Genomic DNA, 17680 nt, shown 5'->3' on the forward strand with positions numbered 1-17680 from the left:
GCCATGCCTCGCAAACCCGCATAAATACTGAATGTGTGGAGTTTTGCTCATGGCTATATATTATTTTTAGGAGGGGTTTATATTTTTTTATTTTGCTTCTAATCTGCTTCTCTTATTCGTTTGCGGAGCGGGAGAATCATTCCCGGTGCAACGGATAATTCATCAATTCCCATCTCAAGGAATGTCTCTGTCAGACTTAAGTCTGCTCCGAGTTCTCCGCAGATTCCAATCCATTTTCCTTCTGCATGTGCATTTTCTGCTGCCATACGGATCATAGATAATACTGCCGGATGATGGGAATCATAAAACGGTTCCAGCTTCTGATTCTGACGGTCGATCGCCAATGTATACTGTGTCAGGTCATTTGTTCCGACACTAAAGAAATCCACTTCTTTTGCAAGGTCACGACTTACCATGACTGCTGCCGGTGTCTCGATCATAACACCAAGTTCAACATTCTCGCGGAAATCAATTCCTTCTTCCCTAAGTTCCTGCTTTACTTCCTCAATAATCTTTTTGATCTGCTTTACTTCATCTACAGATATGATCATTGGGAACATGATTGCAATCTGACCGTAAGCCGATGCACGATACAGCGCACGGAGTTGTGTCTTAAAAATCTCCTGTCTTGTCAGGCAGATACGAATCGCACGATATCCAAGTGCCGGATTTTCTTCTTTATCCAGTCCGAAATAATCTACCTGCTTGTCGGCTCCTATATCAAGCGTACGGATAATGACACGTTTTCCTGCCATATTTTCCGCAACCTGTTTGTATACCTTAAACTGCTCTTCCTCAGTCGGGAAAGTTTCACTTTCCAGATATAAGAACTCACTTCGGAACAGCCCAATACCGCCTGCATCGTTTTTAAGAACAGCACCAACATCTGAAAGATTTCCGATATTGGCATATACCATTACTTTCTGACCGCTTTTCGTAATATTTTCTTTACCCTTAAGCTGCTCCAACAGTGTTTTCTGCTCCTGATCTTCTTTTTGTTTCTCGCGCATACGCGTAAATGTCTCTTTATCCGGATCGATGTAGATTACACCTTCCATTCCGTCTACGATTGCTTCTTTTCCGTCATATTCCTTTTTCAGGTCTTCTCCGATGCCAATCACTGCCGGAATGTTCATCGTTCTTGCCAAAATCGCGGTATGTGAATTTGCAGAACCGTACATTGTAATAAAAGAAAGAACTTTTTCTTTATCCAGCTGTACTGTCTCGCTTGGGACAAGATCATCTGCTGCAATGATCACCGGTTCATTCATTTCCATGGATGCACTGTTCTGGTCACTTAAAACCTGGATCAGACGTTCGGATACATCTTTTACATCCGCTGCACGTCCCTGCATATATGCATCATCCATCGCCGCAAACATTGCCGCAAAATTATCGGCTGTTGTCGCAACTGCATATTCTGCATTCACTTCCTGGGAAGTAATAATATTTACAATAGACTCTACATAGTCTAGATCTTCCAGCATCATCTGGTGAATTTCAAAAATCATGGCATTTGTCTCGCCAACGTCATCCAGGGCCTTGTCATGTAATTCCTGAAGCTGTGAGACTGCTTTTTCTTTTGCAGCCTCAAAACGCTTCACTTCCTGTTCGGTATCTTCTACACGGCTCCGCTTGATCTGGATTTCATTTCTTTTGTAAAATGCGATTTTTCCAATCGCAATTCCTCCAAATACACTTTTTCCTGATAAAGTAATCATAGCCTTCTACCTCTTCTTACAGGTTCTCTTTGAAAAACTGTTCCATTCCTTCGATTGCTTCTGCTTCGTCAGCACCTTCTGCTGTCATGAAGATTTCTTCTCCGTTTTTCACTCCAAGTCCCATAACACCAAAGATTCTCTTAGCGTCTGCGCTCTTTTCACCTTTGCCGATCATAATTGTTGATGCATAGGAGGCTGCCTTCTTTACTAAAAGTCCTGCCGGTCTTGCATGGATTCCTTCTGGATCTGTGATTACATACTTAAATTCTTTCATTTTTTTGTTCTCCTTTTCTCTTTATTATAATTTTTTGTTACTTACAACTAAAATACTTCTATATCAATTAATTAACTTATTTTGTCTGATCTGTCAATGGCTTCTTCAACAGTACAATTCCTGCCATCGTTATAATAGAGCCAATAACAAGTGCCAGTAAAAACATCGGTGCATGTTCCATAATACCAACTACGAAAATTCCTCCGTGAGGTGCTCGGGAACCGCATCCAAATGCCATAGATAATGCTCCTGCTACAGCAGAACCGACTACGCAAGGTGGGATGATACGAAGCGGATCGGATGCTGCAAATGGAATGGCACCTTCTGTAATAAAGGATAATCCCATGATGTAGTTTGTAATACTTGTCTGCTGTTCGCTCTTTGTAAATCTGCTCTTGAAAAATGTTGTTGCAAGTGCGATTCCGATTGGCGGAGTCATTCCTCCGATCATAACCGCTGCCATAATATCAAACTGTCCGCTTCCGATCGCCGCAGTACCAAATACATACGCTGCTTTGTTAAACGGCCCTCCGAAATCAATGGACATCATTCCTCCGAGAAGTGCTCCCAAAAGAACTTTGCTGGATTCTCCCATTCCTGCCAGTCCGTTGTAAAGCCATGTGTTAAATGCTCCAACCGGCGGATTTACGAGAAAGATCATGATTGCACCCATTGCCAGAATTCCAAAGAATGGATATAACAGAACCGGTTTGGTCCCTTCCAGTGCTTTTGGAAGTTTCTCCAGCAGTTTTTTAATCAGCAACATCAGATATCCTGCTACAAAACCTGCGATCAGTGCTCCGAAAAATCCGGATGAGATCCATTTCTCTTCCGGAAGGAAGATAGAGGTTCCTGCTTTTGCGAGCAGACCACCGACAATACCAGGCATTAGTGCCGGTCTGTCTCCGATCGCCATTGCGATATATCCCGCAAGTACCGGGAACATCATTCCAAAGGATGTATTTCCTACTGTATTCAGGAAATGTGCCAATGGGGTCCCGTTACCAAAAGTATCTGTTCCGGCGTTTCCGGCATCTACCAGGAAAGAAAGCGCGATCAGAATACCGCCGCCGATGACGAACGGAAGCATATGGGATACACCATTCATCAAACTCTTGTAGATCTTACGTCCAAGGCTCTCACCTTCACTGCTCATGGAAGCTTCTTCGCCACCTTTGTTGTGATAAACCGGAACTTCGCCACTCATTGCCTTTGTGATAAGCTCTTCTGCTTTGCTGATTCCGTTTGCTACCTTCGTCATGATCACCGGTTTACCATCGAATCTTGCCATTCTGACATCTTTATCTGCTGCAATGATGATACAGTCACATGCTGCGATTTCTTCTGCAGTCAGCACGTTCTTATCTCCACCGGAACCATTTGTCTCAACTTTGATCGTATAACCCATCTCTTTTGCTTTATTTTCCAGACTCTCCGCTGCCATGTATGTGTGTGCGATTCCAGTCGGACATGCCGTAACTGCAAGGATCTGGTAGCCTGTTTTTTCTGCCGGTTTTTCTTCCCGCTTTTCTTCCTGTTCTGCTTCATCCGGAAATTTTGCTTTTTCTGCTGCATCAATATATCCAAGAAATTCCTCTACTGACTCTGCACTCTGCAGATTCGCGCGGAAGTCATCATCCATCAAAAGCATGGACAGACGACTCAGTACTTCCAGATGTACATTATCTTCTGTGTTCGGTGCCGCGATCAGGAAAATAAGATGTACCGGTTCTCCGTCCAGCGAATCATAATCCACACCATCTTTTACAACCATTGCTGCAAGTCCGGGCTTCGCTACTGCATCTGTCTTCGCATGCGGAATCGCAATTCCTTCACCGATACCAGTTGTTCCTTCTTCTTCTCTTAAGAAAACTCCTTCCTTATAACGCTCCACATCTGTGATGTTTCCTCCGGCAGCCATCAGAGAAACCATTTTCTCAATCGTCTCTTTCTTATCTGAGACAGTTCCGTTCAGATCAATACTTTCTTTTTTCAGCAAGTCTACGATCTTCATCTTTCTTCCTCCTATAATCCATAAGTTTCTGGTTTATCTTCCATCAATGCAACGATATCTTCTTTTGTCGCCAGCCAGTATTGAAAAGCTGTCGCACTTCCAGTCACAACACCAAGCCGGAATGCTTTTTCATATTCTCCGGTATTCAAATATCCGGTCAGAAATCCTGCCACCATAGAATCTCCTGCTCCCACTGAGTTCAGAACTTTTCCTTTTGGTGGTTTTGCTTTATATATAATGCCATCTTCTGTCAAGAGAATGGCGCCGTCACCTGCCATGGATACGAGTACATTTTTCGCTCCCATCTCCTGCAGTTTCTTCGCATAAGTCACAATCTCGTCCCTGGTCTTTAATGTCACTCCGAACATTTCGCCAAGTTCATGATTGTTTGGCTTGATCAGGAACGGATGATACTTTAATACTTTCAGGAGAAGTTCCTTCGTCGCATCCACAACAAAATGAATTCCTCTTCCCTGTAAATGTTCCAGAATCCGTTCATAAATATCAGACGGAAGTGTATTCGGAATACTTCCTGCAAGTACGAGTATATCTTCTTTTTTTAATGCATCCAACTGTTCAAATAATGCCTGCTGTGCTTCTTCTGTGATCACCGGCCCCTGTCCGTTGATCTCTGTCTCTTCGCCTGCATTAATCTTCACATTGATTCTTGTGGAACCTTCCGGGAGTCTTATAAATGCAGTATCACATCCAAATTCCTTCAGCATATTTTCTAATGCCTCTCCTGTAAAACCAGCGGTAAAGCCAAGCGCTTTACTGGAGTGTCCCAGATTCGACAGGATTACGGAAACATTATTTCCTTTGCCCCCCGGATAAACAGCCTCATGTGTTGTCCGGTTGATCTCACCCGGCACAAGCTTATCCACCTGGATCACATAATCCAGAGAGGGGTTAAAAGTAACTGTGTAAATCATGCCTCAACCTCCATAACATTTTTATATTTTTTATATTTTTCATCTGCTATTCCTATTGTGAGCAGCTTTGCGTCTTCAAATGCAGAAAAAGTAACCGATGAGATCTGATTGATCTTCGTCGCGTCCGCAAGAACAAAACATTCACGGCACTGCTCCATTGCTTTTTCTTTTACCATTGCTTCAGCAATATCCGGTGTGGTATATCCTGCATCCGGATGTACACCGTTTGTTCCGAAGAAACCTTTCGTAAAATTATATTTACGAAGTCCGGAAATGGCATCGGCTCCGACGATTGCTTCTGTTATCGCTTTCAGCTCTCCACCGATCAGAATGACACGAAAGCCTTTCTGCAGCAGCTTTTGTGCATGGCCAATGGAATTCGTTACATAGACTGCATCTGCCTGTGTCAGATAATCAATCATTATATCCACGCTACTTCCGGCATCCAGATATACAAAATCATCTGCCTGAACAAGTGTCGCCGCATATTTGCCAATTTTCTGCTTTACTTCACGGTTCAGGTCTCTTCGTACAGACAACGCCGCATCCTTTGTTGTATATCCAGATTCTACTGCGGTTGCGCCACCATGTACTTTCACCAGCTCGCCCCGTTTATGAAGTGTTGTCAGATCTCTTCGTATTGTAGATTCCGAAGTGTCCAGAAGTTCTGTCAGTTCCTGGACTGTAACCGCATGTTCTTCATTTACAACACGAAGGATTTCGCTATATCTTTCTTCTGCAAGCATTCCCTTCATCCTTTCATTTTCAATCACTTTCATTCATCTTTATGTTTATACTACAATCATTTTCAGTCAAAGTCAATCATTTTCAATCAAAAATAATCATCAAAAAAGGACCTTTATCTTCGTACAAACTGCACAAAAAACAAAAATCCTTTTATAACATCTATATATTTTTAACTGCAACACTCCTGGCAATCATAAACTACTGGATCTCGCGGATCTTCTTACGAAGCGCCAGTACCTGCCCCGGTGCTACTGATAATTCATCAATGCCAATCTGCAGGAAAAATTCTGTCAATGACAGATCTGCCGCCATATCTCCGCAGATACTGATTGGCTTTTCTTCCAGATGAACGTTATTAGCTACAATACGCAGCATCTTAAGTATCGCCGGATGGTGCGGATCAAAATATTTCTCCATCCGCTCATTCTCACGATCCATTCCGAGTGTGAATTGCAGCAGATCATTCGTTCCGATACTGAAGAAATCAACCTCTCTTGCAAGTTCTCCGCTAATCATGACTGCCGCCGGTGTCTCTATCATTACGCCGACCTGGATTTCTTTATTATAAGCGGTCTTCTCGGCACTCAGCTCTTTTTTCGCTCTCTCTAACAGAAGCTTTGCACTTCTTACTTCTTCCACAGTAGAGATCATTGGAAACATAATTGCAACATTACCATATACAGAAGCTCTTAAAATTGCACGGAGCTGCGTCTTAAACATATCTTCTTTCTCCAGCGATACTCTGATTCCACGGTAACCCATGGACGGATTCTTCTCCGGTCCGATTTCAAAGCATGCCGCCTGCTTCTCTCCGCCAAGATCTGCTGTACGGATCACAACTCGCTTGATCCCCATTGATTCTGCTGCCAGCTTATATGTCTGGAACTGCTGCTCTTCTGTTGGCAGCTTTCCACCATTCTCCATATACAGGAACTCACTTCTGAACAGCCCGATTCCACCGGCGTCACTTCGGATTACATTCTCAATATCCTCTCTGTTACCGATATTCGCACAGATATCAATTTTCTGACCGCTCTGTGTAATATTCTCTTTTCCTTTCAGCCGTTCCAGATTCCGCGTCTTCTCATGGTTAGCGTCCTGTCGCTTCTTCATCTGCGTGATCGTTGTATAATCCGGCTCGATGTAAACCTTTCCTTCAAATCCGTCAATGATGATCGTCTTTCCATCGTACTCTTTCTTCAGCGCATCACCCAGTCCGATGACTGCCGGGATTCCTTTTGTACGGGCAATCACTGCCGTATGGGAATTGATCGTTCCATAACGCGTCACAAAACCAAGTACCTTGGACTTCTCTAACTGCATTGCCTCACTTGGATAAAGCTCTGATGCAGCCAGAATAAATGGTTCATCTGAAAGCAGACGATCCTTCCAGCTTCTGGACAGGATCCGGATCAGGCGGATCGCCACATCGCGAATATCTGCATCATGCCCTTTCAGGTAATTCTTATCTTCTTCCGGTCCGTTCTTGATCAGTTCTTCAGCTGCATGGGAGACTGCAAATTCTGCATTCAGCTTCTCTTCCAGAATGATATTCGTAATCTTTCCGACAAATTCCTCGTCCTCTAAAATCTGCTGCTGCATTTCGAAAATAGCTGCATTCGCCTCTCCCACTTCTTTGATAGAAGAAGTATGCATCACTTTCAGTTCCATAAATGCCTTATCTTTGGCTTTTTGAAAACGGGCAACTTCTTTTTCAATATCTTTTACATAAATCCGTTTGATTTCTTTAATATCACGTTTATATAAAGAAAGCTTTCCGATTGCGATCCCTTCTGAAATTTTCTTCCCCGTTAATGTAATCATACTATTATATCCTCACTTCTTCGAAATATTTGCGTAAAATCTCCTAAATATACTTTACACGTTCCATACTCTTTCGTCAAGGAAAGGATACCGGCAAATGTCGAAACGCGCTGTTGCTTTTGTGTAAAATCGCCAAAAGCCCTTTCGTTTTTGTTGACTTCTTTATCAAAACATGTTAAAGTAACGGAGTGTAATCTTGGCTGACATCAGATTACACTGGATCTATTATTTTTCATTTTATGGAGGTATCATCATGAAAGGTACAGTAAAATGGTTTAACAACCAAAAAGGCTATGGTTTCATCTCTGATGAATCCGGCAAAGACGTTTTCGTACACTACTCAGGACTGAATATGGAAGGCTTCAAGTCTCTTGAAGAAGGACAGGAAGTTGAGTTTGATGTAACAGAAGGCGCCAAGGGACCTCAGGCAGTGAACGTAACGAAGCTCTAAGAGCCAGATTTAATCGAAATTTAGATGTACCTTTTAACTATATAAAGTAACTGGATTTTAGATATTTAAAAGTAATACACGAAAAATGAGATTAAGACAGCGAAGGCGGACAGTTTCTACTGTCCGCCTTTTTGTTGCCATAGCATCCGAAAGAATCTGCCAATGGCAGGTTCTGTAGGTTATATCATCATTTATTCTTCTTCACTTGCTGTAGATTTTGAAATATCAAGCAGCACATTTACTCCAAATGGATTGATCGCTACACCTTCCATCCCATCCGGGAGCTGCTTTGCTACCGTCTCTGCATCCATGATCAATGCTCTGTATTTCTGTTCCTTATCAAACTTTACAAATTCCATCAGATCTGTAAAGATTGGCTGATATACTTTTCCACTTGTTCTGCGAAGTGCCGGAATCTGATTGTCTTCCTGTACTGCAACCAGATATTTTCCTTCATAGAAATGCGCCATCATCTCTTCATTCAACGCATCCATCTCTTCTGTCATCTCTTCCGGATTTCGGCGAAGCTCCTGTACAAAATAAAGCGCTGTCAGGTGAAGTTCCGGATTCTCAATTCTCGGTTCATCCTCCGGAAGATCCTCTTCTGCTGTTCTTATAACCAGATCATTTAACTGTACCTGCACTTTCTCTTCACCGGTACAAACCAGAATACAGTTTACTCCCATCGGAAACAGACCTGTGAAAAATTCCAGTCTGTGTTCCTTCTTCACATTTACAAGTCTTACCGGAATTTTGGCATCCAACATTCTGTCTGCCTGTTTTTTTGCTTCTTCTTCACTGTCAAATAGGATCACTTCATCATCATAAGTCTCCGGATCACAGTAGACAAATGGCATATTCGTACAAGCCGAATATATGACATATATATCTTCTGCTTCTCTTAACATCTCCAGCACGTCCATCTTTTCCATTTTTTATTTCCTCTTCCTTTCTTCCGCCTCTTTTAAAACGATCTGACTTTCGGTCGATAGCGCATATCTGCCACTGTGTAAACCGTAACAAAAGCTTCCGGATCTTTGTGGATAATGTAATTCATTAGTTTCTGATACTCGTTTTTATCCACAATTGTAATGATTTCTCTGTATTTTTCCATATTATATGCACCGATTGCTTCATAGAATGTCGCACCACTGTGCAATTCATGCAGGATAAACTCCCGCACTTCCTGTTCATATTTTGTAATGATGCAAACACGACGTTTCACATTCTGTCCAAATATAAAATGATCCAGCACAATTCCGTTGAAGTATGTACCCAGTATACTCAAAACAACTGCTTTCTTATCATAAATCAGCGCTGAAGAAAGCGCTACACACATCCCGGAAATGGACATTGCCTTTCCCAGTTCAATATGCAGATACTTGTTCATCATCTTCGCTACGATATCCAATCCACCGGAAGATGCATTCATATTGAACAAAATGCCGAGTCCGATACTTACAACTAAAATATAACATAACACATCCAGTTCCGTACTTTCTGTCAGAGACTGAAAATCCGGAAAAATTTTCTCAAAGACTGCCAGATAAAGCGGCAGTAAAATACTGGTATATACTGTCTTCGCGCCAAATTCTTTCCCACAGGTCAGAAATCCGATCACCAGCAGAACTACATTCAGGATCATGGTAACACTCGATACCGGAAGCGACACATAATGTGCAAGAATGATTGCCAGCGCCGATACACTGCTGATTGATGTCTGGCTCGGAATCAGGAAAAAGTAAACAGCCGATGCAATGATCCCCACGGCAACCGACATAACTGCAACTTCTTTCACATTCTCAAACGTACAGCATATTTTCTTTTTTTCGTTCATACTCTTATCCCCACTTTTTTGAAAACTCCTCATCAAGCATACAAAAAAACAGAGAAGAAAGCAATCCTTTTACCGAAAATATTTTGTCAACCCATTGTCCTTAAAAAACACGACAACTTCTTTGTCATGAAGTCCGGTTCCTTTATCAACATAAATCTTATTTCCGTCTATGTTAATATTGATATCCAGATTCTGTCCAAAAGACTCTTCATAAATAACAGTTATTGACACCACATCCGAAGATTCTCCGTTCTTCCGGTAATTCTTCTCAAGCTTTCTCTGCTCGTTTTCAGAAACCGGTTTTAACTGTTTACATAAGCGGATGATCTCTTTCGTTTCATTTTCATCGTATTTTTCATTTAATTTTTCATCGGATGTTTTATAGAAAAAATGATCCAGCACCGCTCTGTCTTCCATGGCAGATGCCGTAAAATTACAATTTACAAAATATCCTGCAACAATCAAAGCCGTAAGGCATCCCCCTACAGCCAGCGCTGATACTGTTTTCTTAAAATCTGTTCTTTTAATAAGAAGCCGAATCGTTATCACCAGAGTCAGTACCAACACCGTGAAAGCAAGATTCATATAAATGACCGGCTGATTTGCCGAACTGACAAACGGATTTCCATATCTCAGCATAAAACGTCCAAAAGTATCCGATAACAGATAGGAACAACTATATACAACCAAAAATGTAAGCGTCAAAAAAGTAATCTGCTCTTTTTTATTCTCTCTTTCTCGTATCATACTTTCTCCTACAGTTTCCGGAATTCCGGAATATCACCGGATATCTTATACTGTTTTACATAGTTTGCAAATTTCTTATCTACATGATAAATTGTAATGTCATTTATCACAATATAACATTTTTGCGGATTTACATAAGCATCTGTAAATCTTGTCTTATTCCCCATAATAAGCCCGATTTCTATCTCATCCTCATAATTTCTTGTGATTCTCGGATCCTTTTTCAGACCTTTCTGTAAACTATCTTTCAAAGTTTGCGCTGATTTTCCCGAAAATTCCTCACTGATCATCTGGGAACTCTGAAATACAAATGTATTGATGCCTTTCAGCTCTCCACAATCACTGACTGCCTTTTTATTAATGCCATAAGTCAGACAGATCAGCATTGCGATCACAATAATATTTCCATAAAGAAAGTGTGTATATCTCTGCAACGTAAATATTTTCTTATCTCCTGTAAAATACGCAAAGGACCCCACCAGAAATAAACCAATCAGCATAGGTGTGATCCATCTTGCCATCCCTGTGGCAATCAGACTGTGTGGAAAAAAATCCGTATTCAGATTCGCCAGAGTCTCTTCTGCGTCTGCCGCATCTGTTCCAATCATAAACTGATAGATTGCTTCACTGATCTTGTATGGAAGCCCCAGTATTCCTTTTGTTATAAAAAATGTATCTTTCTCATAAAGGTGGCTGAATAATCCGATCAGAACTCCTGCTGTACAGAAAAGCGCTACTCGGTTCGATCCCTTTTTGCCACTTATTATCTGCTGCATCTTTTCTCCCTTCTTTATGTATCCATTTTACTGGATAAACATCGCATCTCCAAACGAAAAAAATCGATATCTCTCTTTCACTGCCTCTTCATATGCCGCAAGGACATGCTCTCTTCCGGCAAGTGCTGATACAAGCATTACCAGCGTAGACTCCGGCAAATGGAAATTCGTGATCAGGCAGTCTAAAACCTTGAACTTATATCCCGGATAGATAAAAATCTCTGTCCAGCCGCTACATGCTTTTAAATGCCCGTCTTCATCTGCCGCGGATTCGATCGTACGGCAACTTGTCGTTCCGACACAAATTACTCTTCCGCCGTTTTCTTTTGCATGATTGATCTTCTGTGCTGCTTCTTCTGTAATCTGGAAAAATTCCGAATGCATATGATGTTCTGTGATCTCATCTACCTTCACCGGTCGGAAAGTTCCAAGCCCGACATGCAATGTCACACTTGCGATATCCACGCCTTTCTTCTTAATCGCTTCCAGAAGCTCCGGTGTAAAATGCAGTCCTGCTGTCGGCGCTGCTGCCGAGCCGTTATGCTTCGCATAAACAGTCTGATAACGATTCTTATCCTCCAGTTGATGTGTGATGTAAGGAGGAAGCGGCATCTGGCCAAGCTGGTCAAGGATCTCTTCAAAAATCCCGTCATAAGTAAACCGGATCAGACGATTTCCCTCCTCTACAATATCTACAACTTCTCCGATCAAAAGTCCGTCACCGAAGCTGATCTTCGCTCCGACTTTTGCCTTTTTCCCCGGTTTTACAAGTGTCTCCCAGGTGTTGTCGCTTTTTCTTTTTAATAATAAAATCTCAATCTTTGCATTTGTTCCTACTTTGGAACCAATCAGCCTTGCCGGAATTACCTTCGTGTCATTGATAACCAGACAGTCTCCCTCATGCAGATAGTCAATAATCTCTTTAAATACATGATGGGAAACAGCCCCAGACTTCTTGTCAAGGACAAGCAGCCTGGAGCTGGAACGATCCTCAAGCGGATCCTGTGCAATCAATTCTTCCGGCAGATCATAATAAAAATCCTGTGTTTTCATTTTCTATATGAATCTCCTTTATTTTCTTTGCATATACAACTCTCGTATCACTGAGTCTGTCATGCAGTCCACATTTCTGCTGATCCAATCCTGCCAGCAGATAGCCAAATCCTAACGATACGTGGCACAGAAATCGTCCTATGGTCTCTCTGTACACAATATCGAACAGACCTAATCTTTCTTCTTTTGCACTTACAACCTTAAGATGGAATACGCGCTTTCCAAAAGTTGTTCCGGTTTCGTAAGTACATATAATAAAATATAACACCTGACAAATATAAAGTGCAACATCTTTTAAGGAATATTGAAACAAAACATTCGTATTCAATATGTTAATCTCAAGAAGCCCTAATACAAATGAAGCAAGCGCCAATACCAGACGGACTCCGATAAGTCCAAAAAAGATAATCATATGATCCAGCACATATGCAGCAAACCTTACCCAGAATCCTGCGTATTCCAGATTTTCACTATTGCAATCCCTCTGCATAATACATCAGTCCTCCGCTTTTACATTCTTCGGCAGTCTCTTTCAATACCTGTGCCTCTGACTTTGGAACCAGACTTCCTGCTTTCGCAAATAGTTCATCCAGCAGGCTCGTCTTACGCTCCGGCTCATAGAATTCATCCGTCTTAAGTTTGTCACTCATTTCATCCTGCATCTCATCATAACTGCTGATTTTATCGATCAGACCATTATTTTTTGCCTGCGTTGCTGTGTAAGTTCTTCCATCAGCCAGCTTTTTCACCTGTTCTTTGGATATTTTTCTTCCGTCAGCTACTTTGGATACAAACGCTTCGTAACACTCATCTACCTGTGACTGGTATATCTTCACCTGCTCTTTTGTCAGTCTGCTGGAATCTTTATTTTTACCGCTCGTAATACTCACATAGCGGATGCCCAGTTTCTTGTATAAGCCTGTCAGGTCATAACCGGACATAATAACTCCGATGGAACCGGTCACTGTATTCTTATTTGCATAGATTTTATCTGATGATACAGAAGCCATATAACCTCCCGAAGCAGCATAATGTGCCATATAAGTCCAGATTGGCTGTTTGGTTATCTTCTTGTATTCCATCAGTTTGTCATACAATTCTTCCGATTCGTAGACTGCTCCACCCGGCGAATCTACATAAAGCAAAATTCCTTTATTATTTTCGTCATCCATAAGTTCATCCAGATACTCCATTGTCGTATCATGCTGATAACCACTGTTCTGTCCGCTCAGAATATCTGTCGTGTCTGATGCCTGTTCCTGAATCGTTCCCTGCACTTTCACAACTGCAATGTAATCGTCATCCGGTGGATCAAAATTACTGCCACCTGCAAGGATCTCTTCTGCTGCATCCCCTATAATACTTTCTGCCGCTGTATTTACAAATACACTGATCACTCCGATCACAGCGAACAGAAGACCTGCTATAAGCAGGCCTATGATCTGTTTCTTTTTCATTTTGGAAATTACCTTTCCTTTCTGTGAATGAACTGTTTATTTACGAAGTTCGATTCCAAGCGCTTCCAGTCCTTCCAAAATCTTGTTCATAGCACTTGTAATCTCTGCCTCTTCCAGTGTCTTATCCTTTGCACGGAATACGATAGAATATGCTACGGACTTAAAGCCTTTCTTAATCTGTTCTCCTTCGTAAATATCAAACAGTGCATAGCTCTCCAAATAAGCGCCACCCTTCTTCTCGATGACTTCTTCTACCTGTCCGACAAGAATCTCTTTCGGCATTACCATACTAATATCTCTGGTAACTGCCGGGAATTTGGCAATTCCCGTATATTTTCTGTCAAAGGTTGCCTTCTTCACAATCTCCGGCATATCAATAACAGCAATGTAAGCTCTTGTTCCGATTCCGTAATTGTCTGCAACATCCGGATGTACTTCTCCTAAATATCCGACAACTGTTCCATCATAAATGATATTTGCCTGACGTCCCGGATGCAGATATGTCTTTCCGGCATTCGGATCGTAAGTTTCTTTTTTATGAAGTCCTACTTTTTCAAAGAACTCTTCTACAACACCTTTCATACTGAAGAAATCTCCGTCTCCATACATTCCAAGTGTAAACTGCATACGCTCTTCCGGCAGTTCTGTAAGTGGCAGAGCCTTTGGCAGATATACATTACCAAGCTCATATAATCTTACATTTTTATTTCTTCTGTTGTAGTTTGTTGCAAGAGAAGTCAGCATACCATTTAAGGATGTTGTTCTCATTACGCTGTAATCTTCTCCCAGCGGATTCACAATGTCAACTGTTTGGCGAAGCGGTGAATCCTCCGGCAACAGTAATTTATCAAATACCTTCGGGCTTTCAAATGAATAAGTCATTCCCTGGCTGAATCCACAGAACTCCGCGATATCACGCGCAATCTCTTCCACTCTCAGCTTGAATGATAATTTACCTGTTGTTGCCTCTCCTCTCGGAAGTGTTGTCGGGATATTATCATATCCATAGAATCTTGCAACTTCTTCTGCAAGGTCAGCCATGCGGAACAGGTCATGACGGAAAGTCGGAGCGATCACTTCTCTCTTCTCTTTGTCATATTCCAGATCAATCTTCTTGAAGTATCCGAGCATATCTTCTTCTGCGATCTCTGTTCCAAGCAGATTGTTGATTGCTTCCGAATCAAATGGCACACGTACCGGCTCTTTCTTCTTTCCATATACATCTACCATACCGCCGACAACTTCTCCGGCTCCCATCTCTTCAATGAGCTGGCATGCACGGTCGATTGCAGCCTGTGCATTGTTCGGATCCAGACCTTTTTCGAATTTACCGGAAGCATCTGTACGAAGTCCGACTCTCTTGCTTGATTTACGGATGTTTGTTCCGTCAAAACATGCTGCTTCAAAAAGCATTGTCTTTACATTGTCTGTGATCATGGAGTTCTCACCACCCATGATTCCGGCAATACCGATAGATTTCTCGCCGTCGCAAATCATCAGAACGTCTTCATCCATCTGTCTTTCCTGTCCATCCAGTGTTGTAAATTTCTCATCTGCTTCTGCAGTACGGACAATAATCTCATGATTGGCAATCGTGTCCAGATCATAAGCATGCATTGGCTGTCCGTATTCTTCCATTACATAGTTTGTAATATCTACGAGGTTATTGATCGGACGGATTCCTACGGAAGCCAGTCTTCTCTGCATCCATTCCGGTGACGGTGCAATCTTGATATTCTTTACAATTCTTGCACAGTATCTCGGGCAGAGGTCTGTATTTTTTACAGTAACTTTGATGTAATCATTGACATCTTCGTCATTTCCTGTTGTTGTTACAACCGGCGGGCAAAATTCTTTGTGGAAAGTTGCTGCCGCCTCTCTTGCAATACCAACAACACTGTAGCAGTCTACACGGTTTGATGTGATCTCATATTCAAATACAACATCGTGCAGTCCCAGTACTTCAATGGCATCTGCTCCGACTTCTGTATCTTCCGGGAAAATATAGATTCCGTATTCCGGTGCATCCGGATACATGTCACGGTTTGATCCCAGCTCTTCGATCGAGCACATCATACCGTTACTCTCTACTCCACGTAATTTTCCTTTTTTGATCTTGATTCCACCGGCAACTCTCTGTCCCGGCTCATGTCCGCCTGCAACACGTCCGCCGTCCAGAACAACCGGTACTTTGTCACCTTCTTTTACATTCGGTGCACCCGTTACGATCTGAATGGATTCTGTTCCGATATTTACCTGACAGATAATCAGCTTGTCAGCATCCGGATGCTTCTCGATCTTATCAATCTGTCCGACTACGATCTTGTCCAGATCTGCATCCATCTTTTCAAATCCTTCTACTTTTGTTCCGGTCAGTGTCATTGCATCGGTATATTCCTGTGCTGTCACGTCAAGATCCGGAACATATGCTTTTATCCATGATAATGATGTATTCATCTTATTACTCCTTTCGCGTCCTTCATCTATCGTTTAAAACTGTTTTAAAAATCGGATATCATTTTCATATAACAGTCTCATGTCATCAATTTCGTATTTTAACAGTGCAATACGTTCCAGACCTACACCAAATGCAAATCCTGTATATTCATCCGGATCAATTCCACACATTTCCAGTACATGTGGATGTACCATACCACAGCCAAGAATCTCAATCCATCCGGATCCTTTACAGAAACGGCATCCTTTTCCGCCGCATTTGAAGCAGGTAACATCAACTTCTGCACTTGGCTCTGTAAATGGAAAATGATGCGGACGGAATTTCGTCTTTGTCTCTGGTCCGAATAACTCTTTTGCAAATACTTCCAGTGTACCTTTCAGGTCTGCGAAAGAAATGTTTTTGTCAATAACAAGTCCTTCGATCTGATGGAAAGAAGGAGAATGTGTTGCATCTACTTCGTCAGAACGGAATACACGTCCCGGTGCGATCATACGGATTGGGAGTTTTCCCTGTTCCATTACTCGTGCCTGTACCGGCGATGTCTGGGTACGAAGTACGATATCTTTATTAATATAGAACGTATCCTGCTCATCTTTTGCCGGATGATCTGCCGGAATATTCAGTTTTTCAAAGTTGTACAGATCGTATTCTACTTCCGGTCCTTCTACAACTTCATATCCCATACCAACGAAAATTCTCTCTACTTCTTCCAGTGCAATCGTGTTCGGATGTCTGTGTCCGACCATATTCTTCTTGGACGGCAGTGTTACATCGATTACTTCCTGTTTCATCTTCTCTTCACGGATCGCACGCTCCATTTTGCTCTTGCTTTCCTCTAATATCTTCTCAATTGCTTCTCTTGTCTCATTGACCATCTGACCAACCTTCGGTCTGTCTTCTTTGGCAACATCTTTCATACTCTTTAATACGGCTGTCAGCTCTCCCTTTTTACCAAGGAATTTTACGCGGACATCATTCAGTTTTTCAGGCATATCTGCCTGTTCGATTGCTTTTAATGCTTCTTCTCTGATGGCTTTAAGCTTCTCCTGCATCTCTTTTCTCCCTTTCTTCATCAATATATCTGTCCATATTCAGACACCTGCAGAACCTGCCGACGGCAACTTCATCCAGATGCTGTGGCAATAAAAAAAGAACTTCATCCCCTAGGGACGAGGTTCTACCCGTGGTACCACCCTGATTCCTGCAGCATATTACTTGCGGCAGGCACTTATCTTCTGCGTAACGTGCAGGTTACGTTTTCTCTTACTTACAGATTATCTCCGTTTCAAAGAAACAGCTTACGTGGGAAATTCAATCCTTATCTGAACCGAAGAAGACTTCCAGCCTGCGATCTTCTCTCTCTGTCGGAAAATAATTCTCTACTTACAC

16 protein-coding genes and 1 other annotated feature (1 of these 17 cut by a window edge) are annotated in these 17680 nt (G+C 42.0%); of the genes, 1 reads left to right on the top strand and 15 read right to left on the bottom strand.

Translation table 11 applies throughout. From position 1 onward, the window contains the following. Positions 1-98: 98 nt before the first annotated feature. The 6 genes from ptsP (DWY31_RS09000) to ptsP (DWY31_RS09025) all read right to left on the bottom strand — a co-directional run bounded on the left by ptsP (DWY31_RS09000) (position 99) and on the right by ptsP (DWY31_RS09025) (position 7512). On the bottom strand, positions 99-1721 hold the full coding sequence (ptsP, locus tag DWY31_RS09000) for a phosphoenolpyruvate--protein phosphotransferase (RefSeq protein WP_118520174.1): 1623 nt from the start codon (positions 1719-1721) through the stop codon (positions 99-101). Between the two features lie 16 nt (positions 1722-1737). Next, on the bottom strand, positions 1738-1995 hold the full coding sequence (locus DWY31_RS09005) for an HPr family phosphocarrier protein (protein WP_021861265.1): 258 nt from the start codon (positions 1993-1995) through the stop codon (positions 1738-1740). A 76-nt stretch (positions 1996-2071) separates the two neighbouring features. After that, the gene (locus tag DWY31_RS09010) at positions 2072-4009 is read right to left on the bottom strand and encodes a PTS fructose transporter subunit IIABC (protein WP_118520176.1); all 1938 of its coding nucleotides are present in this window, start codon (positions 4007-4009) and stop codon (positions 2072-2074) included. Positions 4010-4020: 11 nt separating this feature from the next. After that, positions 4021-4941 carry a 1-phosphofructokinase gene (gene pfkB / locus DWY31_RS09015; protein ID WP_118520178.1) on the bottom strand — a complete coding sequence of 307 codons (921 nt, stop codon included), beginning with the start codon at positions 4939-4941 and terminating at the stop codon, positions 4021-4023. Beyond that, positions 4938-5687 carry a DeoR/GlpR family DNA-binding transcription regulator gene (locus DWY31_RS09020; protein ID WP_021861262.1) on the bottom strand — a complete coding sequence of 250 codons (750 nt, stop codon included), beginning with the start codon at positions 5685-5687 and terminating at the stop codon, positions 4938-4940. The genes pfkB and DWY31_RS09020 overlap by 4 nt, the downstream gene beginning before the upstream one ends. 199 nt (positions 5688-5886) lie before the next feature. Continuing rightward, positions 5887-7512 carry a phosphoenolpyruvate--protein phosphotransferase gene (gene ptsP / locus DWY31_RS09025; protein ID WP_021861261.1) on the bottom strand — a complete coding sequence of 542 codons (1626 nt, stop codon included), beginning with the start codon at positions 7510-7512 and terminating at the stop codon, positions 5887-5889. Positions 7513-7765: 253 nt separating this feature from the next. On the opposite strand from ptsP (DWY31_RS09025), the gene DWY31_RS09030 reads away from it, so the two are divergent. Next, on the top strand, positions 7766-7963 hold the full coding sequence (locus DWY31_RS09030) for a cold-shock protein (RefSeq protein WP_021861260.1): 198 nt from the start codon (positions 7766-7768) through the stop codon (positions 7961-7963). A gap of 191 nt (positions 7964-8154) precedes the next feature. Here DWY31_RS09030 and DWY31_RS09035 read toward each other — a convergent pair whose 3' ends face one another. From DWY31_RS09035 to pheS, 9 genes are all read right to left on the bottom strand, one after another. Next, positions 8155-8895, bottom strand: coding sequence for an SseB family protein (locus DWY31_RS09035; protein ID WP_021861259.1), 741 nt, complete (start codon positions 8893-8895; stop codon positions 8155-8157). Between the two features lie 32 nt (positions 8896-8927). Further along, positions 8928-9743, bottom strand: coding sequence for a YitT family protein (locus tag DWY31_RS09040; RefSeq protein WP_442873168.1), 816 nt, complete (start codon positions 9741-9743; stop codon positions 8928-8930). 126 nt (positions 9744-9869) lie between these two features. After that, complete coding sequence (locus DWY31_RS09045; RefSeq protein ID WP_118520180.1) at positions 9870-10547, bottom strand: hypothetical protein; 678 nt, start codon at positions 10545-10547, stop codon at positions 9870-9872. 8 nt (positions 10548-10555) lie between these two features. Beyond that, a complete protein-coding gene (locus tag DWY31_RS09050; protein WP_117538270.1) occupies positions 10556-11323 on the bottom strand; it encodes a hypothetical protein in 768 nt (255 codons plus the stop codon). 27 nt (positions 11324-11350) lie between these two features. Beyond that, positions 11351-12376 (bottom strand): tRNA preQ1(34) S-adenosylmethionine ribosyltransferase-isomerase QueA, encoded by a 1026-nt coding sequence (gene queA / locus DWY31_RS09055; protein ID WP_021861255.1) that lies wholly within the window; start codon positions 12374-12376, stop codon positions 11351-11353. Further along, positions 12351-12866, bottom strand: a complete 516-nt coding sequence (locus DWY31_RS09060) for an RDD family protein (RefSeq protein ID WP_021861254.1) — start codon at positions 12864-12866, stop codon at positions 12351-12353. The genes queA and DWY31_RS09060 overlap by 26 nt, the downstream gene beginning before the upstream one ends. Beyond that, on the bottom strand, positions 12847-13833 hold the full coding sequence (sppA, locus tag DWY31_RS09065; protein ID WP_021861253.1) for a signal peptide peptidase SppA: 987 nt from the start codon (positions 13831-13833) through the stop codon (positions 12847-12849). The genes DWY31_RS09060 and sppA overlap by 20 nt, the downstream gene beginning before the upstream one ends. 36 nt (positions 13834-13869) lie before the next feature. Continuing rightward, a complete protein-coding gene (pheT, locus tag DWY31_RS09070) occupies positions 13870-16290 on the bottom strand; it encodes a phenylalanine--tRNA ligase subunit beta (RefSeq protein ID WP_021861252.1) in 2421 nt (806 codons plus the stop codon). A gap of 33 nt (positions 16291-16323) precedes the next feature. Continuing rightward, on the bottom strand, positions 16324-17343 hold the full coding sequence (gene pheS / locus DWY31_RS09075) for a phenylalanine--tRNA ligase subunit alpha (RefSeq protein WP_021861251.1): 1020 nt from the start codon (positions 17341-17343) through the stop codon (positions 16324-16326). A gap of 110 nt (positions 17344-17453) precedes the next feature. Further along, positions 17454-17680, bottom strand: a binding site (T-box leader); it runs 15 nt beyond the window's last position.

This window comes from Dorea sp. AF24-7LB (assembly GCF_003478575.1).
Lineage (GTDB): Bacteria > Bacillota > Clostridia > Lachnospirales > Lachnospiraceae > Dorea_D > Dorea_D hominis.

What these genes read in the sequence shown, in the direction of transcription:
- ptsP (WP_118520174.1), bottom strand. Translation starts at nt 1,721, where the DNA reads ATGATTACTTTATCAGGAAAAAGTGTATTTGGAGGAATTGCGATTGGA.
- DWY31_RS09005 (WP_021861265.1), bottom strand. Translation starts at nt 1,995, where the DNA reads ATGAAAGAATTTAAGTATGTAATCACAGATCCAGAAGGAATCCATGCA.
- DWY31_RS09010 (WP_118520176.1), bottom strand. Translation starts at nt 4,009, where the DNA reads ATGAAGATCGTAGACTTGCTGAAAAAAGAAAGTATTGATCTGAACGGA.
- pfkB (WP_118520178.1), bottom strand. Translation starts at nt 4,941, where the DNA reads ATGATTTACACAGTTACTTTTAACCCCTCTCTGGATTATGTGATCCAG.
- DWY31_RS09020 (WP_021861262.1), bottom strand. Translation starts at nt 5,687, where the DNA reads ATGCTTGCAGAAGAAAGATATAGCGAAATCCTTCGTGTTGTAAATGAA.
- ptsP (WP_021861261.1), bottom strand. Translation starts at nt 7,512, where the DNA reads ATGATTACATTAACGGGGAAGAAAATTTCAGAAGGGATCGCAATCGGA.
- DWY31_RS09030 (WP_021861260.1), top strand. Translation starts at nt 7,766, where the DNA reads ATGAAAGGTACAGTAAAATGGTTTAACAACCAAAAAGGCTATGGTTTC.
- DWY31_RS09035 (WP_021861259.1), bottom strand. Translation starts at nt 8,895, where the DNA reads ATGGAAAAGATGGACGTGCTGGAGATGTTAAGAGAAGCAGAAGATATA.
- DWY31_RS09040 (WP_442873168.1), bottom strand. Translation starts at nt 9,743, where the DNA reads ATGTCGGTTGCCGTGGGGATCATTGCATCGGCTGTTTACTTTTTCCTG.
- DWY31_RS09045 (WP_118520180.1), bottom strand. Translation starts at nt 10,547, where the DNA reads ATGATACGAGAAAGAGAGAATAAAAAAGAGCAGATTACTTTTTTGACG.
- DWY31_RS09050 (WP_117538270.1), bottom strand. Translation starts at nt 11,323, where the DNA reads ATGCAGCAGATAATAAGTGGCAAAAAGGGATCGAACCGAGTAGCGCTT.
- queA (WP_021861255.1), bottom strand. Translation starts at nt 12,376, where the DNA reads ATGAAAACACAGGATTTTTATTATGATCTGCCGGAAGAATTGATTGCA.
- DWY31_RS09060 (WP_021861254.1), bottom strand. Translation starts at nt 12,866, where the DNA reads ATGCAGAGGGATTGCAATAGTGAAAATCTGGAATACGCAGGATTCTGG.
- sppA (WP_021861253.1), bottom strand. Translation starts at nt 13,833, where the DNA reads ATGAAAAAGAAACAGATCATAGGCCTGCTTATAGCAGGTCTTCTGTTC.
- pheT (WP_021861252.1), bottom strand. Translation starts at nt 16,290, where the DNA reads ATGAATACATCATTATCATGGATAAAAGCATATGTTCCGGATCTTGAC.
- pheS (WP_021861251.1), bottom strand. Translation starts at nt 17,343, where the DNA reads ATGCAGGAGAAGCTTAAAGCCATCAGAGAAGAAGCATTAAAAGCAATC.